Source organism: Thalassospira permensis NBRC 106175, assembly GCF_000714555.1.
Classification (GTDB): Bacteria; Pseudomonadota; Alphaproteobacteria; order Rhodospirillales; family Thalassospiraceae; genus Thalassospira; species Thalassospira xiamenensis.
On the sequence record NZ_AUNC01000001.1, the window covers coordinates 27,283 to 52,487 of the forward strand.

The 25,205-nt window shown below is 56.1% G+C and carries 7 protein-coding genes; 3 read left to right on the forward strand and 4 right to left on the reverse strand.

What is annotated here, in order from left to right:
• The first annotated feature begins 61 nt into the window (after positions 1-61).
• Positions 62-20,263 (forward strand): hypothetical protein, encoded by a 20,202-nt coding sequence (locus SMB34_RS21415; protein ID WP_037986982.1) that lies wholly within the window; start codon positions 62-64, stop codon positions 20,261-20,263.
• An 86-nt stretch (positions 20,264-20,349) separates the two neighbouring features.
• On the opposite strand, the gene SMB34_RS00135 is transcribed toward SMB34_RS21415, so the two are convergent.
• Positions 20,350-21,348 carry a tRNA dihydrouridine synthase gene (locus SMB34_RS00135; RefSeq protein ID WP_037987441.1) on the reverse strand — a complete coding sequence of 333 codons (999 nt, stop codon included), beginning with the start codon at positions 21,346-21,348 and terminating at the stop codon, positions 20,350-20,352.
• A gap of 230 nt (positions 21,349-21,578) precedes the next feature.
• Here SMB34_RS00135 and SMB34_RS20975 point away from each other — a divergent pair, with 230 nt between their 5' ends.
• Both SMB34_RS20975 and SMB34_RS20980 read left to right on the forward strand, forming a co-directional pair.
• Entirely contained in the window at positions 21,579-21,734 is a 156-nt protein-coding gene (locus tag SMB34_RS20975) for a hypothetical protein (protein ID WP_156487991.1), read from the forward strand.
• A gap of 298 nt (positions 21,735-22,032) precedes the next feature.
• Positions 22,033-22,188, forward strand: coding sequence for a hypothetical protein (locus SMB34_RS20980; RefSeq protein ID WP_156487990.1), 156 nt, complete (start codon positions 22,033-22,035; stop codon positions 22,186-22,188).
• A 55-nt stretch (positions 22,189-22,243) separates the two neighbouring features.
• Here the strand turns inward: SMB34_RS20980 and SMB34_RS00140 are convergent, their stop codons facing one another.
• From SMB34_RS00140 to meaB, 3 genes are all read right to left on the reverse strand, one after another.
• On the reverse strand, positions 22,244-22,711 hold the full coding sequence (locus tag SMB34_RS00140) for a DUF2269 family protein (protein WP_037986984.1): 468 nt from the start codon (positions 22,709-22,711) through the stop codon (positions 22,244-22,246).
• Positions 22,708-24,012 (reverse strand): SDR family oxidoreductase, encoded by a 1,305-nt coding sequence (locus SMB34_RS00145; protein WP_037987442.1) that lies wholly within the window; start codon positions 24,010-24,012, stop codon positions 22,708-22,710. Before SMB34_RS00145 ends, SMB34_RS00140 begins: the two co-directional genes overlap by 4 nt.
• A 103-nt stretch (positions 24,013-24,115) precedes the next feature.
• Positions 24,116-25,201, reverse strand: a complete 1,086-nt coding sequence (gene meaB / locus SMB34_RS00150) for a methylmalonyl Co-A mutase-associated GTPase MeaB (protein ID WP_084716424.1) — start codon at positions 25,199-25,201, stop codon at positions 24,116-24,118.
• Between the last annotated feature and the right edge of the window lie 4 nt (positions 25,202-25,205).

Consider the following 25,205-nt stretch of genomic DNA (forward strand, 5'->3'; position numbering starts at 1 on the left):
GGCCGCTTTGTCTTCTGTATTCAATGGATTGAAAAATTAATCCCAAGTAGGGAGCAGAATCTTGGCTTCGCCCGCCAATCAGGACGATGGCACCGGTTTAACGGATGCTGATATCGAACAGGTGCTGGATGACCGCGCAGAGGATAGCTCTGTTGCGGATAATTCTGATTCCGGTTCGTCGGGCGCGTCAGGTTCACAATCCCCTGCAACGCAGGTCTTTACCAATATCCAAAACGTCATCGGCACGTCGTTTAACGACATCCTGATCGGGGATGCGGGCGACAACACCCTGATCGGTGGTGCGGGTGACGATATCCTGGTACCGGGCGAGGGCCAGGATGAAATGACGGGTGGCGAAGGCCGCGATACATTTGTTTTGCAGGCCGGATTTGGTCAGGCGACCATCACCGATTTCACCCTTGGCGAAGATTATCTGGCTCTTGACGATCTCGGCATTGAAAGTGCGGCCGATCTGGTTTGGCGCGCCTCGGATGACGGTCAGGGCAATGTCGTCATTACTTTTGCGACCGGCGATCAGCTGACGCTTAAGGGCATTAGCATTGCCCAGCTTTCCGAAATCACCCTTGTTGATGCCCCGAAACTGACCGATGTCGCGCTGGACAGTTCCGGCGATCTGTCGTCGGGCAACGCAACCATCATTGACGGAACACCGGGTGATGACGTTATCGAGGGCACGTCTGGCGACGATGTGATTTCGGGCAATGGCGGCGGCGATATTGTTGATGGCGGTTCTGGCAACGATACGCTGTCATTTGACGGTTCGGATGATGCCGTAACGGCCGATCTTTCGACCGGTACGGCAGGCAGTGCGACAGGCAACGATACCGTTTCGTTTAGCAATATCGAAAATCTGACCGGGACATCGGGCGATGATGTTCTGCGCGGGGATGCCGGACACAATACGCTTTCGGGTGGTGCAGGCGACGATACCTTTGGCGCCAGTGGCGGTAATGACTCTATTGACGGTGGCGCGGGCCGCAACACCCTTGATTACAGCACGTCCGAACAGGGTGTTGTTGTCGATCTGAAAAATGGCGCGACCGAAAGCCGGACAGAAACTGAAACCGGTGATGATGCCGCATCTGAAACCGGCAGCAACACGGATTCCGACGCGGCACGTGACGATGCATCCGGCGGTGAAACGGCAACTGACACCGGCACGGACGCCAACACCGAACCTTCTGGTGAAACGACCGGCGATACTGCCGGGGCAGATACTGGTGACACGACCGACGAGGCATCGGACCCGTCGGAGGGGCCGGTGAGGGGCGAAACTGATACGTCCGGCAGTGATACGACCGATGGCGAAACCGGTGATCAGGCTTCTTCCGGTAACGGTGGAGACAGTTCCCAGTCGGAAACCGATGGCGGGGCTGGCGATGATTCTGCGTCTGGCGGATCGGGTGATGACACCATCGCCGAGGAAAGCGGCGACACAGGAACTGACACAGGAACCGATACAGGAACCGACACCGGTTCGGGTGTGGGTGATGAAGCGACTGGTGATGCCGGAGCGGATGAAGAAACCGATCCGAACACCACTGTCGATGAAACAACCCCGACCGATCAAAATAGTACCGAAACGGGCTCTGATGCTGGTGCCGATACCAACACGGGATCGGAAACTGGCAGTGACGGGACGGATGGTGCCGACGAAACCGGTGGCGCTTCGCAGGAAACTGAAACCGGATCAACCACCGGCGGGGATCAGCCGCAGACGGGTGATGCACAAACTGGTGCACAGGATGAAGCATCCGATAACGCATCTGATGACACATCGCCGGATCAGGTCGACGACACGGCATCGGGTGATGGTGCGGTTGAAACCGGCACCGCCGGTGATGAAGAAACTTCAAATGGCGCGGATGACACCACCGCGGACACCACCGAGGAAGGTTCGGCTGATCCCGTAACGGAAGGCGAAGAGACCCCGGCAGAAAACGGTTCGGAAACATCCGGAACCGAAGAGGGCGCTTCGACTGAAACCGATGGTGAGACTTCCGATGGTTCACCGAATGAGGGAGCCGACGGGGAAACCCCGCCCGATCAGGAAACACCCCGTGCTGAAACCGGTTCGGACGCGGCGGGTAATGAAACGAACGCGGGTAACGGTGCCGAAGATGACAGCCTTGGCGGTTCGGACGGTGCGGGTGAAGACGTTCTGAATGAAGATACGCCTGCGTCGGGTGATGGTGATGACAGCACGGACGGCGAAGAACAGCCGTCGCAGAGTGAGCAGGACAACAATAATAACAGCGCGCAGGCCGGTGCAGACGGTTCGCAAGAAGCCGTTGGCGGTGAAACCGGTCAAGCAGACATTGACCAAGGTGACCCTGATACCCCGGAAAACCCCGGAGAAGGTAATGTGGGGGGCAGCACGCCGCCTGATCAGGAGCCAGTCGATGATGGTATTATCGTTGAAGGCACGACGGGTAATGACGTTCTGGAAGGGTCTTCTGATCTGGATACCCTTCAGGGTGGGGCGGGGGATGACACCCTGCTTGGCAATGCGGGCGACGACATTTTACAGGGCGGTGACGGCAACGACACTCTTTATGGAGGTGAAGGGGCCGACGTCCTGCAAGGTGGCAAGGGGGACGACACCCTTTATGGCGCAGCGGGCAATGATGTTCTGCAAGGCGGGGATGGAAATGACTTCCTGCAAGGCGGGGCTGGCGATGATCACATGCAGGGTGGCGATGGCATAGATACAGCCAGCTATGCCGATGCGACCGGTGCTGTGTTTGTTGATTTGTCGAAAGGCATCGCAACCGGTGCGGCGGGTAACGACGTCGTCCAGATGTTTGAAAATCTTGTCGGGTCCGATTTCGACGATCACCTGACAGGTGATGCCGGAGACAACGTCCTGATCGGGGGGGCGGGTGTTGATACGCTGACCGGGGGGGCGGGTGACGATGTCCTGACCGGGGGGACGGGTGAAGACGACTTTGAACTGACTGTCGGATTTGGCAACGACACCGTTACCGACTTTGATGTTGCAGAAGATACGGTTGATCTGGCGCGGCTCGGTATCCCGGATTTTGTGACTTTGCAGTCGATGATGTCCGACGACGGTAACGGCAACACTGTTATCGATTTTGGTGGCGATGGTGTCCTGACGCTTGAAAACGTTTCTGTTGATCAGTTGTCGCACGATAATTTCCGCGGTTTTGGCAGAATCCTTGCGTCTGATGACAATGATGATCAGCAGGGAACCGATGGCGATGACGCCATATACGGATTTGAGGGCGACGATCTCCTTGCCGGTGGTGCCGGGAACGATGTTCTGTCTGGTGGTTTTGGCGATGACACGCTGATCGGCGGTTCGGGAAACGATACGCTTCGCGGGCAGGAGGGTAACGATACCGTCGATTATTCCCGCGCTACCGGTAGTGTGACGCTGGATCTTGATGCCGGAACGGCCAGCAGTGTCGATGGCAATGACATTTTGGATCGTATCGAAAACGCCATCGGTTCTGAATACGACGACACCATTATGGGGGATGCCGGAACAAATACCCTGTCTGGCGGTGCCGGTGATGACACGATTGTGGGGCGTGACGGCGATGATGTCCTATCGGGTGGCGCTGGCAACGACATGTTCTTTGCCGAGGCGGGGAACGACAGTTATAACGGCGGTAGCGGGTTCGACACCGTTGATTACAGCGCAGAGATCAACGACCAATTCGTCAATCTGGAAAGCGGTGTTGCCAATGATACCGCAGACGGTGAAACGGATCGTCTGACCGGAATTGAAAACATTGTCACCGGTTCGGGCAACGATACGGTGATCGGCAATGCCGATGACAACCATATTTCCACCGGTGCAGGCGATGACACGCTTGCCGGGGGTGGTGGCGATGACACGCTTGATGGTGGCGACGGTATCGATACTGCCCTTTTCAACGGTCAGGGTGGGGTCGAGATTGATATTTCCGCGGGATACGCAAAAAATGCGTCCGGCACTGTTTCGCTGGAAAATATCGAAAATGTGACCGGTTCGGGCCAAGCCGATATCATTCGCGGCGACAGTGGCAAAAATATCATAGATGCCGGAAGTGCTGACGATACGGTTCTTGGCAGTGGGGGGGACGATACCTTCATCGGTGGAGAGGGAACCGACACCGTCGACTACAGCGAATTTTCCGTTGATATGACGGTTGATCTTGCCGCGGGAACGGCATCCGGCATGGGGACGGATGAATTTACGGGATTTGAAAATGCCGTTACCGGTGCTGGCAATGATGTGATTTCAGGTACGTCGTCTGACAATATCATTGCTGCGGGGGCGGGTGATGACACTGTTCTGGGCGGCTTTGGGTCGGACACGCTATCGGGTGGCGATGGTAACGATGTTCTGAGTTATGAGTCAGTGAACGGTTCGGGCCAGAGCAATACCGGGCTTACCTTTGATCTGGATGCAGGCACCGTTACCAGTTCCACCTTTGTTGACACGATTGACGGTTTCGAAACGATCAAGGGTAGCGCTGGTAACGACGTTATGCTTGGCGGTGCCGGTGACGACACCCTGCTTGGCGATGTCGGTGATGACACGCTTTCCGGTGGGGGCGGTAACGATACGCTGACCGGTGGTGCGGGCGGCGATACCTTTGTGATTTCCGCAAGCGACGGTCAGATCACCGTGACTGATTTCGATCCGGAACTGGACATGATTGATGTTCAGGGGATCGATGGCGTTGGTCTGCTATCCGACATCGCCGGGTTGGTTGGTGTTGATGAAGCCGGCAATACGACGATTTCGCTTGGCGATGCAACCATGACGTTGCTCGGCATATCGCCAGATATGTTGAAATATTCGAATTTCGTTGGCATTCGGTCACTTGAGGGTACGGAAAATGCCGATGTTTTGATCGGTACGTCGCTTGGTGATGTCATCGATGGTTTGGCCGGGAATGACACCATTCTTGGCATGGATGGCGACGACACATTGTTTGGCGGGGAAGGCGATGACACGCTTTCTGGTGGCCAGGGGAATGACGTAATCGACGGTGGTGATGGTAATGATACCGTTGCTTATGACGATGCCGTTGCGGGGATGCAGGTCGATCTGGCAGCAGGTAACGCATCGGGTGGCGCGGGCAACGATACACTTGCCAACATCGACAATGTTACGGGTTCCGACTTTGATGATGTGATTTCCGGGAATGATGCAAACAACATTCTTCTGGGCGGAGAGGGTGCCGACACCCTTTCAGGGGGCGTGGGGGATGATCTTCTGGATGGTGGTGCTGGCGATGACACCCTGATTGCAGGAGCCGGAAATGACAGCCTTCTGGGCGGTGCAGGCAAAGATACCCTTACATATGCTGGTATCGATGGCGGGGTTTCCGTCGATCTTGGCGAGGGTTCTGCGACGACCGAGAGCGGAACCAGTCATCTGAACGGTATCGAAAACGTTATCGGTTCTGACGGCAATGACACGATCATCGGATCTTTGATTTCCAATACGCTCGAAGGTGGTGCGGGCGATGATCTTATCATTGGCGGCGGCGGAAACGATCTTCTGGTTGGCGGTGAAGGAGCTGATACCTTTGTGTTCGCGCCCGGGTCTGGTGTCGATACCATTGCTGACTTTGATCTTTCTGCAGATCGTCTGAATGTTTCGGCCTTTGGTGTTCCGACCTGGGAAGCCTTAAGGAAGATGATTGTCTCGAACGGCAACGGTGGGACGGTTATCGACCTTGGACAAAGCAAGATCACATTAAGTGGTATTGCGCCCGAAGACCTGACCCCGGATCATTTTGTCGACATCAAATTCATCGGGGCGACTGAAGCTGATGACACAATTGTCGGCAGTGGATTTGGCGAAATAATCGACGGGCTTGATGGCAATGATACGATCGACGGGGCCGGAGGTGACGATATCATCTATGGCGGTGCCGGGGATGACACATTGTCAAGTGGCAGCGGCCAAAATACGCTTGATGGTGGCGCGGGCAATGATACTGCCGACTATAGTCAAAGTTTATCCGTAACCGTCGATCTGGCTACGGGAACAGCGGATTCTTCGGTTGGCAATGATGTTCTGATCGACATTGAAAACGTTATTGGCGCCAAGGGGCAGGACCGCATTTCCGGTGATGAGGGTGACAATATTTTAACCGGCGAGGCCGGGGACGATACTTTGCGTGGTCTGGGCGGGAACGATCATCTTCTGGGCGGGATGGATGACGATCATCTTGATGGTGGTGCTGGCGATGACACCCTGGAAGGCGGATCAGGGGACGATACGCTTCTCGGCGGCACAGGAAACGACATTCTAGATGGCGGTGAGGGGCGTGACGTCGCAACCTATAGCGATGCTGACGGTGCGGTGTTCGTTGACATTGGTGCGGGAACGGCGACTGGCGCGAGCGGTAACGACACACTTGCAAATATCGAAAATGTAATCGGCAGTGATTTTGACGATACCCTGATCGGGGATGACGGCGAAAACACCTTGATGGGTGGCCGTGGCGATGACGTTCTGGACGGTGGTGCCGGGGGCGACACCGTAAGCTATGCTCAGGCAGATGGATCCGTTTCCGTTGATCTTGGTGCGGAAACCGCGACGGGGGCTGACGGTAATGATACCCTTGCGAATATCGAAAATATTATTGGTTCATCGCATTCGGATGAACTGAGGGGCGATACCAATGACAACACCATTGCTGCAGGTGATGGTGATGATACCGTTTATGGCGATGCCGGAAATGATGTCCTTGATGGCGGACGTGGAAAAGATACCCTTGATTATAGCGGTTCCGGGTCTGGTCTGAACATTGATCTGGATGTCGGTACGGCAAGTGGTGCCGATATCGGGACCGACATGATCAGTGGTTTTGAAAGTATCATTGCATCCGATTTTGACGATGTATTTGCCGCCGGAAACAATGCTGTAAGTGTGGATGGCAGCACCGGGAATGATATTTTGACCGGTGGGGCTGGCAACGATCATCTGATGGGCGGGGCTGGCAATGACACCATAGAAGGTGGAACTGGTCGTGACACACTTGATGGCGGCAGCGGCGAAGATACCGTTTCTTATGCGTCGTCGACAGGTAGTGTGAGTGTTGATCTTCAATCCGGACAAGCAAGTGGTTCGGACAGTGACGTCATCCGGAATTTTGAAAACATTGTCGGCTCGACCGCTTCTGATGAGCTTTTGGGTGATGCTGGCGCAAATACGATTGCAGCGGGTGCGGGTAACGATTTCGTCGATGGACGGTCCGGTGATGACGTCCTTTCGGGGGGCGAGGGTAACGATACGCTCCGCAGTGGTCTGGGCAATGACGTTATCGACGGTGGCGACGGGAATGATACTTTTGATCTGTCTGATCTGACAGATGACAGCGTCGTCGATATGGTGGCGGGGCAGGCCACGACTGGCAATGAAATTGACAGCTTTGCAAATATTGAAAACATCCTGACCGGTGCCGGTAAAGACAGCGTTACCGGTGATGAAAATGACAATGTGATCAAAACCGGCGCGGGAGATGATACGGTCAATTCCGGTGCGGGGGATGATACCGTCTTGGGCGGTGACGGCGACGATACGCTTGATGGCGGTGCGGGCAATGATGTGCTTGTCGGCGGTGCGGGTAATGATGTCCTGAAAGGCGGATCTGGTCAGGATACGGCATCCTACGCCGATGCAACCGGCGCGGTCATTGTGGATATGAGTGCGGGAACCGTCGTATCTGCGAACGAGGGGACAGATAGCCTTGACGGAATTGAAATCGTCGAGGGTTCTGATTTCAACGACACCTTCGTCGGGGGCGAAGGCAACGATATTTTCCTTGGCGGTCAAGGCAACGATACGTTCCGCGGGGGCGAAGGCGACGATACCCTTTCGACAGGTAAGGGTAATGACCGGATCGTTTTTGGCCCTGGTAGCGGCGATGATGTTGTCACGGATTTTGATCCGGTTACCGATGTTCTGGATCTGACCGGCTTCAACATTGCGGGGTTTGATGCCCTGAAGCTGTTGTTTGATACCAACGACGCGGGTGATGTCGTCATTCGTTTCGACACCGGCGACAGCGTCACATTGAATGATGTTCGTCCTGAAATGCTGGAAAGTGGTAATTTCAGCGGTGTCGACGTTCGTCTTGGTACGGGCGAAAATGATGATATGCCGGGCTCCGTGAACGACGATGTTATCAATGCGCTTGGCGGCGATGATGTTGTTCATGGCGGTGACGGCGATGATCGTCTTATCGGTGGTGATGGTAACGATACGCTTTATGGCGATACCGGTGACGATGTTCTGGCTGGTGAAGCGGGCGACGATATGCTTGTCGGCGGTGACGGGTCGGATACGGCTGACTACTCCACAAGTAGTGGGGCGATTGTTGCCGATATCGGTGCGGGTAGCGTTGCCGGTGCGGACGGCAATGACAGACTTGAAAGCATCGAGAATGTTACCGGCACGCTGTTTGACGATGTGTTCTACGATGATGCCGGAAACAATACCATTCTCGGGCTTGACGGGGATGATACCATTTTTGCCGGACTGGGTGATGACCACATCGTCGGTGGTGCAGGCAGCGATACGGTAGATTACAGCGCCACAAATCAGGGCATTGATGTCAATCTGGCAAACCGTTCCGGTTCAGGCGCGGGCAATGATTTTCTTGAAAGTATCGAAAACGTCGTCGGGACGGATTTCTCCGACAATATCGTTGGCAATGCAGACGCAAACACCATCATCGCCGGTGGAGGGGATGACACCATTGCTGCTGGCAATGGTAATGACGTTGTCGAAGGCGGCGCTGGTAACGATAAGATTGATGGTGGTACGGGGCAGGATACGCTGTCAGGTGGAGACGGTGGCGACGTCATTGTTGCTGGTGCTGATGATGACACGCTCTCTGGTGGCGATGGGGATGATATTCTTCTTGGCGGTACTGGCGACGACCGGATCATGGGGGATTCCGGGGACGATATCATTGATGGCGAAAGCGGTTATCACGACACGGTCGATTATTCGAATGTGAATGGTCCGGTTGTCGTTGATCTGATGAATAACTATGCCAGCGGTGCTGCGGGCAACGATGTCATCTTGAACATCGAAGATGTTGTCGGAACTGATTTTGCCGATACGCTGATTGGCTCGGATGGCGTCAATACGCTTGATGGCGGTTCGGGTAACGATACATTGTCCGGCGGTGCGGGCGATGACATCGTCATCACGGGTGCAGGCGAGGATGTGGTTGTTGTTGCGCCGGGTGGTGGCAGTGACACCGTCACCGATTTTGATCCGTCCAAAGACGTTGTCGATCTGTCTGCATATGGTATCGAAACATACAGCGATCTTGAAGATCGCATGTTTAATGATGCTGATGGGAATGCCGTTATAAATCTGGCACCCGGTGAAACCATCACGCTTGAAGGTATTTCGGTCGATGATCTTGGTCCCGAGAACTTCTTTGGTTATGTCGCGATCAATGGCACCGAATTTGACGATGTCCTGCAGGGCAGCCAGCTTGGCGATGAAATCAATGCGCTGGACGGAGACGATGTTGTTGATGGCGGTGCCGGGGATGATGTCATCAATGGTGATGCGGGCAATGATACCCTGACCGGTGGGGCCGGTGATGACGAACTGAATGGCGGTGACGGTAACGATACCGCCGATTATTCCGACACATCCGAAGGTGTCACCGTTGACCTCGGCACAGGTAGCGCAACCGGTGAAGCCGGAAACGATACCCTTGATAGCATCGAAAATGTCACCGGCGGGGATGGCGACGATATCCTGATCGGCGATGAAAACGCCAATATCCTGGATGGCGGCGCAGGCAATGATACCGTTTATGGCAATGGCGGCGACGATACCCTGATTGGTGGCGAGGGCGATGATACGCTGTCCTACGAAGGGGCCGAAGACGGCGTTTCCGTCGACCTTGCCAATGGTACCGCAACCGGTGGTGCCGGAAATGATGTGATTGACGGTTTTGAAACCGTGATCGGTTCTGACCATGCCGATACCATTTCGGGCGATGATGCCAGCAACGTGATCGAAGGCGGTGCCGGTGACGATGTGCTGGCCGGTGGTGCCGGTGATGACACCATTCTGGGCGGGGCGGGTAACGATACCCTGCAGGCGGGTACCGGCAATGATACCCTTGTCGGTGGCGATGGCACCGATATCGCCGATTATTCGGATCGGACCGATCCGGTTGTGGTCGATCTGGCCGCGGGTACCGGCACGACCGGCGATGGCAACGATACGCTGATCGATATCGAAGGGGCGACCGGTGGTTCGGGCAACGATACCCTTCTGGGATCGGATGGCGATAACATCCTTTCGGGCGGTGCCGGTGATGACACCCTTTCGGGTGGTGCAGGGAACGACACCCTTGCCGGTGGTGCCGGAGCAGATTTGCTTGACGGTGGGGCCGGTGATGATGTCCTGGCCTTCGAAGGGGACCATGTCGCGGCATCGGGTGAAACCACCGACCATGTCGGCAGCCCGACGACGGATGGCACCGGCGATGTCGCAGATATCAGCGGCAAAAACCTGTCTGATGACAGCTTTGTCGGTGGCGAAGGCAACGATACCCTGCAGGCAGGCGATGGTGATGATGCCATCATCCTGGATCGCGATCACGCCGGTGGCGGTGCCGCCAACCCGTCGATTGTGGATATTGAAAACATCAATGCCGGTGCGGGTAACGATGTTGTCGACCTGACCAGTGAAACGCATTCCTACGGTGACGTCACGATTGATGGCGGTGCCGGTGACGATACCCTGTGGGCCAATGACGGTGATGACGTCATCCTTGGCGGGGCTGGTTCGGACAATATTCTGGGCGGTGCGGGTGCCGATAATATCGATGGGGGTGCGGATAACGACATCCTTGATGGCGGAACCGGGAATGACACCATCGCGGGCGGTGCGGGCGACGATATCATCATGGCCGGTATCGGCGATGATACGCTTTCGGGTGGTGACGGGTCCGATACGCTTGATATGTCTGCGGCCAATGGCGCGACAATTGATCTGGCCAATGGCACGGCAAGCAGCGATGCCACCGGTTCGGACAGCATTTCCGGCTTTGAAAATGTGATCGCGACGGATGGTGATGACACCATCATCGGTAATGCCGCGGACAATGTGATTGATGCCGGTGCAGGCAACGATACGGTTTCGATTGATGCCGGTAACGATCACCTTGATGGCGGCGACGGCATTGATACGCTTGATCTGTCGGGCACTAGTGGCGGGGTAACGGTTGATCTTGCCGCTGGCACGGCAAACGGCGCACAAACCGGTTCCGATACGATTGCCAGTTTCGAAAATGTCACCGGTTCGGCAGACGCCGATACCATTACCGGCAGTGACGCGGCCAACACGATTGACGGTGGTGCCGGTGATGACGTGATCGATGGCGGGGCTGGCGACGACGTCCTTTCGGGCGGTGCGGGCAATGATACATTGGCCGCAGGTGACGGCAACGACACCCTGACCGGTGGCGATGGTGCGGATGTCTTTGTCTTTGAAGATGGCAGCGACGCCGATCTGGTCAGCGACTTTGACCTTGCCAGCGATGTGATTTCCCTGCCCGATATCGGTGTTACAAGCTGGACCGAATTGCAGTCGATTCTGTCCGATGGTCCGGATGGTGCGGTGATCACGTTGCCTTCCGGTGGCACGGTAACGCTTTCGGGTGTTGCTGTTGGCGACCTGACGCCGGATCACTTTGCCGGAATCGAAAATGTCGGAACGCCGGGTGATGATACACTTGGCGGTGGCAGCGGTGACGATACGGTTGGTGCCGGTGATGGCAACGATACGGTCGACGGTGGCGATGGTGATGACACGGTCGATGGCGGCGAAGGCGATGATTCCGTTGGTGGCGGCACGGGCGATGACAGTGTTGGCGGTGGTGCCGGTAACGACACGGTCGACGGTGGCGATGGCAATGACACGGTCGATGGCGGCGAAGGCGATGATTCCGTTGGTGGCGGATCGGGCAACGATAGCGTTGGCGGTGGTGCCGGTAACGATACGGTCGACGGTGGTGACGGTGATGACTCGGTCGATGGCGGTGACGGCGATGATTCCGTTGGTGGCGGATCGGGCAACGATAGCGTTGGCGGTGGTGCCGGTAACGACACGGTCGACGGTGGCGACGGTAATGACACGGTCGATGGCGGTGATGGTAATGATTCCGTCGGTGGCGGTGCGGGTAACGACACTGTTGGTGGTGGTGCCGGCGACGATACGGTTGATGGCGGGGATGGTGATGACACGCTCGACGGTGGTGACGGCAACGACACCCTGATCGGCGGGCCTGGCACGGATACGCTTGCCGGTGGTGCGGGTGATGACGTTCTGGAATTTGGCGCGGATCGCACCGGCCAATCGGGTGATACCACCGATCATGCGGGCAGTCCGGGTGTCGATGGCACCGGCGAAATTGCCGATCTTGACGGGCTTGGCGTCAGTGATGATCAGTATGATGGCGGTGACGGCATCGATACGCTGGTGGGCACGTCGGGCGGTGATGCGATCATTCTGGATCGCGATCATGAAAATGGTGCTGCCAATCCGTCAATCAGTGGCGTTGAAATCATTGAAACCGGCGATGGTGATGACGTTGTCGATCTGACCAGCCAGGTGCATTCCTATGGCGATGTCACGGTTGATGGCGGGGCTGGCAACGATACCATCTGGACCAGTGCCGGGGATGACAGCGTCCTTGCCGGTGATGGCAATGACCATATCAATACGGGTTCTGGCAGTGACGTGATTGACGCCGGGGCGGGTGATGACGATATCGCGGCGGGTTCCGGCGATGATGTGATCACCGCGGGTGACGGCAACGATGTGATTTCGTCGGGTGATGGCAATGATACGGTCGATGCCGGTGCGGGTGACGATAGCGTTATCGGTGATGCCGGGAATGATATTCTTGCCGGTGGCGATGGCACCGATACGCTTGATCTGACCAATGCCGATGGCGGGGCCGTCATTGATCTTGAAAATGGCACCGCAAGCAGCACGGAAACCGGGTCCGACACCATTTCGGGCTTTGAACAGGTCGTTACGGGTGCCGGTGACGATACGATTTCCGGAAGTTCCGCCGATGACACCATATCGTCCGGTGCAGGAAACGATACGATTGACGGTGCCGATGGCAATGACCGGATCGTGGCGGGTGACGGTAATGATGTCGTATCCGATGGGGCGGGCAGTGATTATGTCGATGCCGGTGCAGGCGATGACACGGTTATCGCGGGTGACGGTGATGACAGTCTTGATGGTGGCGATGGCAATGACACCATCGATATGCGCAACGCAACCAGTGGTGCCACGGTCAATCTGGCGGCAGGTTCGGCGCAATCGGCAGAAACCGGTTCGGACCGCATTTCGAACTTTGAAAATGTCACAACCGGTTCGGGCGATGATGAACTGACCGGATCGGATGCCAATAACGTCATGGCCGCAGGGGCGGGTAACGACACCCTTGATGGCGGGACTGGCGACGATACGCTTTCGGGCGGTGCGGGGAATGACAGCTTTATCTTTGCCGATGGCACCGATGATGATGTTGTCACCGACTTCGAAGTCGGGACCGACAGACTGACCCTTGATGGCACGGGCATTGAAACATGGACCCAGCTTCGTGATCTGATCACCGGCAATTCGCTTGGTGATGCGGTGATCAATCTGCCGTCTGGCGGCACGATCACGCTGCAAGGTGTCAATCCGCTTGATCTTTCAGCCGATGATTTCACCGGTGTGACGGATGGCGGTACGCCTTACGACGACAGCCTTACCGGTGGCGATGGCGATGATGTCATTGATGCGCTTGCCGGGGACGATGTTGTCGATGGCGGTGCCGGTGATGACACGATTGATGGTGGTGCGGGCAACGATACCCTGACGGGTGGTTCGGGCGATGACACCGTCGATGGCGGGACCGGTTCGGATACGCTTGGTGGCGGCACCGGCAATGATGAACTCAATGGTGGTGATGGTGCGGATACGCTTTCGGGTGGATCGGGTGACGACACCCTTGATGGTGGATCTGGCGACGATGTCCTGAATTTCGACGCAGATGGTACGGGCGCAAGCGGTGAGACCACCGAAAATACCGGCAGTCCGGGCGTCGATGGTACCGGCGATCTTGCCGATATCGGTGGCAAGAACATCTCGGATGATACCTTTGTCGGTGGTGACGGTACCGATACCCTGAACATGACCGGTGGCAGTGATGCGCTGATCCTTGATGGCAGCAAACTGGGCGATGGCCAGACGACGGGTAGCACGATTGAAACCCGGACATTGGGCCTGACGGATTCGGCATCATCGGGTGCCGTGCAGGCCGCATGGTCGGATGCAAATCTTTACGCCTTTGATTTCGGCACATCCTATGTCGGTGAAGATGGCAAACTGAACCTTGCCGCGGCCGATGACACCGTGACCTTTGATGGCAACGGTATTGGCAATAACGGTGGTTCACCGGCCGGAAGCCAGATCAACCACAATGGCAATACCGGCGAAAGCGAAGCCGTCGTTGTCGATCTGGGGGCCAATGCGCGGAATGCCACGGTTCAGGTTTCCAACCTGATTGCGGCAGAACATGGCGGCGAAGTCGGTTCGTGGCAGGCCTTTGATGCCGATGGCAATCTGGTGGCATCGGGTGTGCTTGACGAAAGCACGATCAGTTACACCAGTGGCGGTGTCGGCACGGCAACGATCAGTGTTACCGACAGTCTCGGCAATCCGGTTGAATTCCGTTACCTCGCCTTCGAAAGCGAACCTTACGCCGATGGTTCATCGGGTGGTGACAGCAGCGACTATTTCGTGCGTTCCATCACCTTTGATGCGGTGGTCGAAGAAACTGTCACCGACGGCGCGCGCCTTGACGGGGTCGAGGTTATCAACGCGGGCGAAGGCAATGACGTTGTCGATCTGACCAGCGATACGATTGCCTATGGCGATGTCACCATCAATGGTGGCGGCGGCAACGATACGCTTTGGGCCAATGAAGGCAATGACCGCATCAATGGCGAACTTGGCGACGACAATCTTTATGGCGGTGCAGGTGACGACTATCTTGATGGTGGTTATGGCCGTGATGTCCTTGATGGTGCCGAAGGCAATGATACGCTGATCGGTGGTGCGGGTAACGATACGCTTCGCGGTGGTGAAGGCGACGATATCATCCATGGCGGTGGTGACATCGATACCGTGACCTATGACGACGCGGCATCGGGCGTGAATGTCGATCTGGCCAATTACACCGCGACGGGTGGTGCCGGGAATGACGGTATCTACTGGGTCGAAAACGTTGTCGGATCTGCCCATGATGACATCATCAGGGGCGATGCGCAGAACAACACGCTGGATGGCGGTTCTGGTGATGACACCCTTTCGGGTGGTGCCGGGAATGATGCGCTGCGCGGTGGTGATGGCAACGATACGGCGGATTACAGCAATTCGGCCGCGGCGGTTCGTGCGAACCTTGCAACCGGTACCGCACAGCTTGCCAATGGCGAAGCCGATAGCCTTGTCAGCATTGAAAACCTGATTGGCTCGGGCGGTAGCGACACCCTGACCGGGTCGAATGGCGATAACCTGCTTTCGGGTGGGGCTGGCAATGACAGCCTGATCGGCAATGGCGGCAACGATACCCTTGATGGTGGTATCGGCAACGACATGCTTGATGGTGGCGAGGGTGATGACGCCCTGACCGGTGGCGATGGTGCTGATCGCCTTTATGGCGGGGCAGGCAATGATACGCTTGATGGGGGTGAGGGTAACGATACCCTTGATGCCGGGGCGGGCGACGACGTTATCCTGGCGGGCGATGGCAATGACGTCATCACCGCAGGTGCCGGTGCAGATACGGTTGATGCGGGTAGGGGTGATGACACGGTTGTTGCCGGTGCAGGCAACGATATCCTTGCCGGTGGTGATGGCACCGACACCCTTGACTTCACTGCTGCCAATGGTGTGACGGTTGACCTGTCGACCGGCACCGCAAGCAGCGATGCCACCGGTACGGACGCCATTTCCGGCTTCGAGAATGTTCTGGGCACGGCGGGGGCGGATACGCTTATCGGATCGAGCGGGGCAAACGTCCTGTCTGGTGCGGATGGTGATGACGTTCTGGACGGGGGTGCGGGTGATGACTCCGTTTATGGCGGGGCCGGTAATGACACCATCATCGCCGGTGCCGGGAATGACACGCTTTCGGGTGGTGCAGGCACCGATACCCTTGACCTGAGCCAGGCGGCAAGTGGAGCCACGGTTGATCTGTCGGCCGGTACCGCAAGCAGTGCCGAAACCGGCAATGATGATATTTCCGGTTTTGAAAATGTCATCGGATCGGCGGGCAATGACGACATTGCCGGATCGGATGGCGATAACGTCCTTTTGGGTGGTGCCGGGGATGACACCATTGAAGGCGGTGCGGGTGCCGATACGCTTGATGGCGGCGATGGCATTGATACCATCAGCTATGAGGGATCAGACGCCGGGGTCGAGATTTATCTTGGCGATACCGATGCCAATGCCAGAACACCGGGCGAAGGCGGTCGCGCATTTGGTGGTGATGCCGCAGGCGATATTCTTGCCAATTTCGAACGCGTCATTGCATCGGCCCATGATGATTACGTCTATGGCAACAGCCAGAACAACGTTGTCGATCTGGGCGATGGCAACGATACGTTTGACAATGTCGAAGCCGATGTCAGTGCCGATACAGTTGATGGCGGCGAAGGCAATGACACGATCTGGACCGGCGATGGCGCCGATACCCTGATCGGTGGCAATGGCAACGACTATCTGAACGGTGAAAAAGGCGACGACACGCTTGACGGTGGGGCTGGTAATGACAGCCTTGTGGGCGGTGATGGCAACGATACGCTGGATGGCGGATCGGGGAATGACCGTATCTCGACCGGGTCGGGTGCCGATCTGGTCAAGGTCACAAGCCTTGTCGGCGATAAGGTCGTTACCGATTTCAACACCAGTGTTGACCAGATTTCCCTTGATGCCCTTGGCATTTCCGAATGGTCCGAACTGGCCCCGCGTCTGAGCGAGGTTAATGGCAATCTCGTCATCGATTTGGGCCCGGATGGCTCGGTCACGTTGCTGGGTGTGCGCCTGAACGAAGTCACGTCCGACATGTTTGTCGGCATCGAAGGCCCGGTTGGCGCAACACCGTTTGATGATGTCCTGCTGGGCACCAGCGAAGATGATTATATCGATGCACTGGCCGGGAATGATGTGGTCGATGGCGGGGATGGCAATGACACCATCCTTGGCAATGACGGCGACGATAACCTGTCGGGTGGTGCCGGAAACGATACGATTTCGGGCGGCAACGGCAATGATGTGATCGACGGTGGCGACGGCGATGACAGCCTGCATGGCAATGACGGCCATGACGTGATCGCGGGCGGTGCGGGCAATGACACCCTGATCGGTGGATCGGGCGACGATGTGATTTCCGGTGGTGGCGGTTCTGACTTCATCGATGCGATGGATGGCGATGATGTTGTTACCGGCGGTGATGATACCGACACGATCTATGGCGCGGCCGGTGATGATCAGCTTTCGGGCGAAGCGGGCGATGATGTCATTTCGGGCGGGGATGGTGCCGATACCATCAATGGCGGTCTTGGCAATGACGTGCTTTCGGGCGATGCGGGCAATGACACCCTTTCGGGTGCGGATGGCAACGATACCCTGATGGGTGGCGACGGTGCCGATACGCTTTCGGGTGGCACCGGAAATGACGTCCTGTCGGGCGGCAATGACAATGATCTGCTCGAAGGCGGTATCGGAAGCGACACCCTGTCGGGCGATGCCGGTAATGACACGCTGCTGGGTGGTGACGGCAACGATACGCTGGATGGCGGGGCTGGCAACGATACCTATACCGGTGGTGCCGGTTCGGACCAGATCATCGTTTCGGATAATTCCGGCGACAAGGTCGTTACCGATTTCAATCCGGCAAGTGACCAGATCAATCTGTCTGCCCTTGATGTCGATGACTGGGCCGAACTGCGTGGCCTGATGTCCGAGGTCAATGGCAACGCCGTCATCAACCTGAATGGTCAGGGGACATTGACGCTGATCGGTGTCGCGGTTGGTGACCTGAATGCGAACATGTTCGTCGGTGTCGAAGCATCGACCGGGCCGACCCCCTATGACGATGTCCTGTATGGCACCAGCAACAATGACACGATTGCAGCCCTTGCGGGTGACGATACGGTCTTTGGTCTGAATGGGCAGGACACGCTGTCGGGCATGGATGGCAATGACAGCCTTTATGGCGGTGATGGCGACGACAAGCTGTATGGTGATAACGGTAATGACCTGATTGACGGCGGCAGCGGTCAGGACAGCATCACCGGCGGCGAAGGCGACGATACGCTGGATGGCGGGTCGGGCGATGACCGTGTCTGGGCGGGTAACGGGGCCGATACGCTGCTGGGTGGTCAGGGTCAGGACAAGCTTTATGGCGAAGCCGGCAATGACGTGATCAATGGCGGCACCGGCGATGACTCGATCCTTGGCGGGGATGGCAACGATGTTCTGGATGGCGGCGAAAATAACGACCGTCTGTGGGGCGGCGATGGCACTGATACCCTGTTCGGCGGATCAGGCGATGACAGGCTTTATGGTGATGGCGGCAATGACACCCTGATGGGTGGTCAGGGCAACGATACCCTTTCGGGGGGATCGGGCCGCGATACCGCAAGCTATGCCAATGCGACGTCCGCGGTTGGTGTCAGCCTGAAGAACGGTACCGCCGTTGGTGGTGACGGATATGACGTTCTGTCTTCGATCGAAGATCTGATCGGGTCGAACTTCAACGATTACCTGTTTGGCGACGATGGTGCGAACCTGCTTTCCGGCCTGTCGGGCGATGATGTTCTGGGCGGTGATGGCGGCAATGACACCATTTGGGGTGGCGATGGCAATGACGTGATCAATGGCGGATCAGGCAGCGATCTGATCGATGCCGGTGCCGGTGATGACGTCATCGAATATCAGAAAGACGCGACCTGGTCGGGCAGCTATGCCGCGAAGAATGTCGGCGATCCGGATATGGATGGCACCAACGAACAGGTCAATCTGCAAGGTTACACCCGTTCGCAGGATATCTTTGATGGGGGTGACGGTACCGATACCCTGTCCCTGACCAGCGGCAATGATGCCCTGTTCCTTGACGACAAGATCACCGATCCGGGCGTTTCGCCGCGCATTTCGAATATCGAAGTCATCGATGCCGGTAACGGCGACGATATTGTCGACCTGACCAGCGAAACCCAGTCCTATGGCGATGTGACGGTTCTTGGCGGAACCGGCAATGACATTATCTGGAGCAACGCCGGGGACGACGTCCTTGATGGCGGCGAAGGCAACGATACGCTTTGGGGTGGTGCGGGCAACGATACCCTATCTGGCGGCGATGGTATCGACGTTCTGAACGGCGGTGCCGGTGATGATGTCCTGCAATACAATGCCGACGACACCTGGAGCTCGAACTGGCATGCGCTTAATGACGGCGCGCCGGGCGAAGACGGTCATGACAACAATACCGGCTGGGGCCATACCGGCCATCACGGTAATGGTTGGGGCCATGATTACAGTGGCGATGCCGGGACTGGTGAATATGTCAATCTGAACGGCTATAACCAGTCGAACGACATCTTCGAAGGTGGCGATGGCACCGATACCCTGAAACTGACCAGCGGCAATGACGCGCTGTTCCTTGCCGATACGGTCAGCGATCCGGGCATTTCGCCGCGCATCCGCAATATCGAAGTGATCGAAGCCGGTGATGGTGATGACATCATCGATCTGACCAGCTCCTATGAAACCTATGGCAATGTCACGCTTGATGGTGGCAACGGCAATGACATCCTCTGGAGCAATTCGGGCGACGATGTGCTTCTGGGCGGGGCGGGCAATGATCGCCTGTATGGCAGTGCCGGTGACGATACCCTGACCGGGGGTTCGGGCTGGGATGAATTCGAGATCGGCAAAACCAACGGTCACGACATCATCACCGACTTCACCCCGGGCGAGGACATCATCAATCTGTCGGAATGGAATTACAGCAACTTCAACCAGATCAAGAATGACATGCATCTTGATACCGATGGCAATGTCGTGATTGAACTTGGCAATGATGCATCTGTCACCCTGATGGGCGTCCATGATACCGATGATCTTGATGCCGATGATTTCGGGTTCGGCACCTGATCGCGGATCGTTTGGATCACCTGACCCGGAAATGACAAAGGCAGCCAACAATGCTGCCTTTTCTTTTGATTGTCTGTCTTTGCCTGCTATTCGGCGGCAATCGGAACATTTGGCCGCTGATTTTCCGGGTTATCGCGGTCTATGGTCAGCTTGGCGCGAAGCTCGTGAATGTCGCGAATGCGCTTGATCTCGTCAAAGCAATCGGCGGCCTGTTCATGCCCCTTGCGGATCATCGCCACCCATTGCTTGATGCGCCCGGCCTGATGGTTTTCGGTGGTGTCATCGGCATTCATCAGGTCGATATAGGTCAAAAGCATCGTCAGGACATCGGACCAGCTTTGTTTTTCAAGGATCTCACCGGCTTCAAACGCCTTGATCCTATTGGCGATATCCGGGGCGGCAATGGCCCCGCGGCCGAGCATGAAGGACGTGCAACCGGAAATATCGCGGCATTTCGCGTAATCCTCAACGGTCCAGATTTCGCCGTTGGCGGTCATCGGGATTGAAATGGCGTCGCGGATGCGCGCCAGATATTCCCAATGTGCGGGTGGTTTGTATCCTTCCAGCTTGGTGCGCGCATGCACTGTCAGGTGCTGGGCACCGGCGGCCTCAACCGCGCGCGAATTGTCCAGAAACAGTTCCTTGTCGGCATAACCCAGACGGATTTTTGCACTGACCGGGATATGATCGGGAACCGCCCGGCGCACGCTTGAGACGATATTGAACAGATTGTCGGGGCATTTCAAAAGCGATGCACCGGCTTCGCGTTTGTTCACCGTTTTGGACGGGCAGCCGAAATTGATATCGATCCCCGGTGCGCCAAGGGATGCGGCAAAGGCGGCATTTTCCCCCATCAGTTCGGGATCATGCCCCATCAACTGCACCAGAACCGGCGTGCCCGATGCCGTTTTGCCGCCCTGAAGCAGTTCGGGGCAGTAACGGTAAAACACATGGGCCGGAAACAGGTTTTGCGACACACGGATAAACTCGGTCACGCACAGGTCAAACCCGCCCGTCGCACTCAGCAATTGCCGAACGCGCCAGTCGACCAGTCCTTCCATTGGTGCAAGCACCAGATGCGTCATGTGCCGATTATCCCGTTTCATGAAATCAAGTGCGCGGCTTTTAACACAAACCGCAACATCATGCCGGTCAAAAATCACAGATCAGGTTTGCCCTGCCAACAGCAGGATCGGCGAATTAAGGCCAATTTGGCTTATTTCCGACAAGGTTTCAGCGAATTTCCCGCCCACCTTCATAAGGTCAATCACAATAAAACGACCCGAACGAATGGTTCGGGCAGGAGAGTGTGGAAATGCTGTATGTCATCGAAAGTGCGCTGGACGAAGTCGAAGCCGTATCGCGCGATGCCCGCGAAAAACTGTCACGTCTTGAAACCGTGATGAAATCAACGGCGCAAAATCTGAAAATCCTCAAAGACAAACTCGAACAGCCTGCCACCAACGGCTAGCCTGCCGGTCTTTTTTCACCAGACATTGTCTTGTATCCCTGTTTCTTTACCCCTGTTTTGGGTAGAATAACGTGCGGGTCCGGCATACGATCCGGGCGGCTCATTGGTGCGCACTAAAACGGGTGCGCCACCCATAAGCCGTTGACCCGGTTTGACCGGATTGTTGATCAGGATCATGGGGACTGATAGCAAACCGGGCTATGACAGCGGCGATTATGACAGGTCGAATTAAGGCCTGCTTAAGACAAAGAGATTTCGAGCTGTCATATAACCGGCAGCCAATAACGGAGGACAGAATTTGCTTTATATCATCGAAAAAGCTTTGAACGAGATCGAAGCCATGCCGCGTGACAAGCGTGAAGACCTGGCGCATCTCGACACCGAAATCAATGAAGCCGTCGAAAAGCTGAAAATTCTTAAGGCAAAACTCGAAGCAGCTGGCGAAAAGAAATAAGACCTGCTGCGATGAGCTATCCGATCAAAGGTCGCGCTTTTGCGCGGCCTTTTTATCAGAAAGAAGGCTTGGTCAGCATAAGCCAAATGATCGCCAGAACCGCGAAAAATGCGGGAAACCCAAAGGCGAACCAAACGCGATAAAGACGGCGATAGGCTGGTTGTAAGGGAATTTGTTCGGAATCTGCAATTCTTGCCAAATCACGGAGTTTGATTTGAATCCAGACGACAGGAAGCCAGAATAGCCCGACAAACACGTATAATCCCAAAGACAGCGCAATCCACCCTTCGCTCAGCTCCCAGCCAACGAGCTGCGTCAGGATATAACCCGAAATGGGTTGGGCGACTGCTGCTGTTGCGGTGAAAATACCATCTGCCAGAACAACAGTGCCAGCTGTATGCGCGATGAATGCGGGATTTCCTGAACGGTTTGAAATCACGAAGAAGAAAGCTATTCCCGCACCGGTTCCAAACAGAACAAACGCCCCGATAACGTGCAGGAACAAAACGATTTCGTAAATCATCTTTCGTTTAGAACCGCCAGTGTGATCATGGAAAGGGCAATCCCCGGAAATACTTTTATCATGGGTCCCATTGGATCAAGCCAAAGGTCGGGTGCTATAACGATACTGCCAAACACGTAACACAGCGATAAACCTATCATTGCAAGGCAGGCGCTTTTGCAGGTCCTTTTTGCAAGGGCGCATAGGCCAAGCAAAAGGTCGGCGACTGAACCGCCAAAAACAAACAGGTGCGCAAGGGAAGGTTCAACGCCACGCGAAATCAGCAGGTTTTGCGCATTTTGCTGCGCATAAAACCCGATCAAGCCTGACGAAATCCAAAACAGTGACAAGATCGCGATAGAAAAAGGAACCAACAGATAGATACGAGAAAACCAGCGTTCCTGGATGGTTGCAGGCATCGTATCAAGTACCTGTTCAAGGGGTTGGCATGGCCTGCCACCATTTGAAATCCACGAACTCGAATTGCCTGTGATGCCTGTATCGAGTACCGCAAGAGCATTGCTACGCAGCGGGGATCGCCAGCCAAACCACCCCAGAATATCGGCAAACGTGCCAATGGCTTTTAACAGGAAGGGCGGAAAATCAAAACGGTATCGCCAGTCCGGGAAGCCAAGCCATTTGCGGATTCTTGTCTTCAATTGATCAAACGCATAACACTCGTCCGCTGTAATATCGGTCAGCAGTTTTGGCCGTATTGATCCTGACGCTGCCTGAACCACGGCATCTGCAACATCGTCAACAGAGACGATTTGAACCGGGACTTCAGGAAAGATGCGCATATTGACGATGGGAAATGCCGATGCTGCGCGTAGAAGTGCCGTGCCGCCATATGCGTCACGAGCGATCACCAGACTGGGGCGTAACACATACCATTCCAGTTTGGACTGCATGATGATCTGGTCGCCGCGGGCTTTGGTGCGCATGAAATCTGTTGATGCCTGAATGTCTGCACCAACGGCTGATATCTGAATGAATTTTTTGCCAGAATCTCCAATCGCTTCCGTGATTCTGGCAATGGATGTTTCATGAATCGCAATCAGGTTGTCACGCGCGCCATTTTGCAGTGCGCCTGCGGCATTGACGATGATGTCGGCATTGGACAGCAATTCCCGCCAATCTTGGGTGCTGGCAGTGGAAATATTGATTTCTCGCCATTCTATCGCCGGATTGGATTGCTTTCCCTTGTCTATCGACCGGCCAATTCCAACAACGGAAAAGCCGTCTCTTACAAGGGCTCTGATACAGGCGGAACCGATCAGGCCATAACCGCCAAGCACGTATACAGTCTTTTGTGATTGCATCAGTGCCTTCATACAAATGAAATCATGCGGAGTGTGTTAAGCGTTTCTTTTACACGCGGGGCGATTTGAAGGCACTGAAATAAATGACTAATTGCCGACTATTTCAAGCATGTGGTGTCTTGATCAGCCCAAGCATTTCCTCGACCGCGGCGGTCGGGTTGGTTGACCCGGCCAGAACATCGGCTTCTAGGGCTTTGAGGCGTCCGGCGACATCTTCGCGGGCGGTAAAGGTTTCAAGCAAACGGTCACGCAGCATGGTCCACATCCAGTCGCGTTGCTGACGCGCCCGTTTCGCAGTGAACTCGCCTTCGTTTTCCATGATGGTGCGGTGCTGGTTGATCAAATCCCAGACCTGATCAAGGCCGTCATTGATCAGGGCGGAAACCATGATCGATTGCGGTCGCCAATGATGGCTGCTGGGTTGCAGGATGCGAAGGGCGGATGAATATTCGCGTTTGGCTTCGCGGGCCTTGGCCGGGTCTGCATCGGCCTTGTTGACCGCGATCAGATCGGCGATTTCAAGAACGCCTTTCTTGATCCCCTGCAATTCGTCCCCGGCGCCGGGCAGCATCAGGACCAGAAAGAAATCGGTCATCTGGGCGACCATGGTTTCGCTTTGACCGGCCCCGACGGTTTCGACCAGAACCACGTCAAAACCGGCCGCCTCGCACAGCAAAATGGTTTCGCGGGTCATGCGATTGACCCCGCCGAGATAGCCGCTGCTGGGCGATGGGCGGATATAGGCGTTCGGATCGATGGAAAGTTCATTCATCCGGGTCTTGTCACCCAGGATCGATCCGCCAGATCGTGCACTTGTCGGATCAACCGCCAGCACGGCGACCTTTTTCCCCGCCTTGGTCAGGTTTTTGCCAAAGGCCTCGATAAAGGTGGATTTGCCGACACCGGGCACGCCGGTAATGCCGATGCGCTGTGATCCGCCGGTATGGGGCATCAGGCGCGAAAGAACGTCCTGCGCCTGATCAAAATGTCTGGCGTTGCGGCTTTCGACGAGTGTGATCGCGCGTGACAGAATGGTGCGGTCACCGGCCAGAATGCCGTCAACAATCTCGTCGGTTGAAAGAACCCGCCTGCGCACCGTTTTGCGGGGCTGGCCCTTGGGGCCGCCCGATAGGGTGCGCAGTGTTTCCGGTGCATTTTTGGGTGCACTCTTTGGCGCGGTTTCTGTCACGATC

What these genes read in the sequence shown, in the direction of transcription:
- SMB34_RS20975 (WP_156487991.1), top strand. Translation starts at nt 21,579, where the DNA reads ATGCTGTATGTCATCGAAAGTGCGCTGGACGAAGTCGAAGCCGTATCG.
- SMB34_RS00135 (WP_037987441.1), bottom strand. Translation starts at nt 21,348, where the DNA reads ATGACGCATCTGGTGCTTGCACCAATGGAAGGACTGGTCGACTGGCGC.
- SMB34_RS00145 (WP_037987442.1), bottom strand. Translation starts at nt 24,012, where the DNA reads ATGCAATCACAAAAGACTGTATACGTGCTTGGCGGTTATGGCCTGATC.
- SMB34_RS00140 (WP_037986984.1), bottom strand. Translation starts at nt 22,711, where the DNA reads ATGATTTACGAAATCGTTTTGTTCCTGCACGTTATCGGGGCGTTTGTT.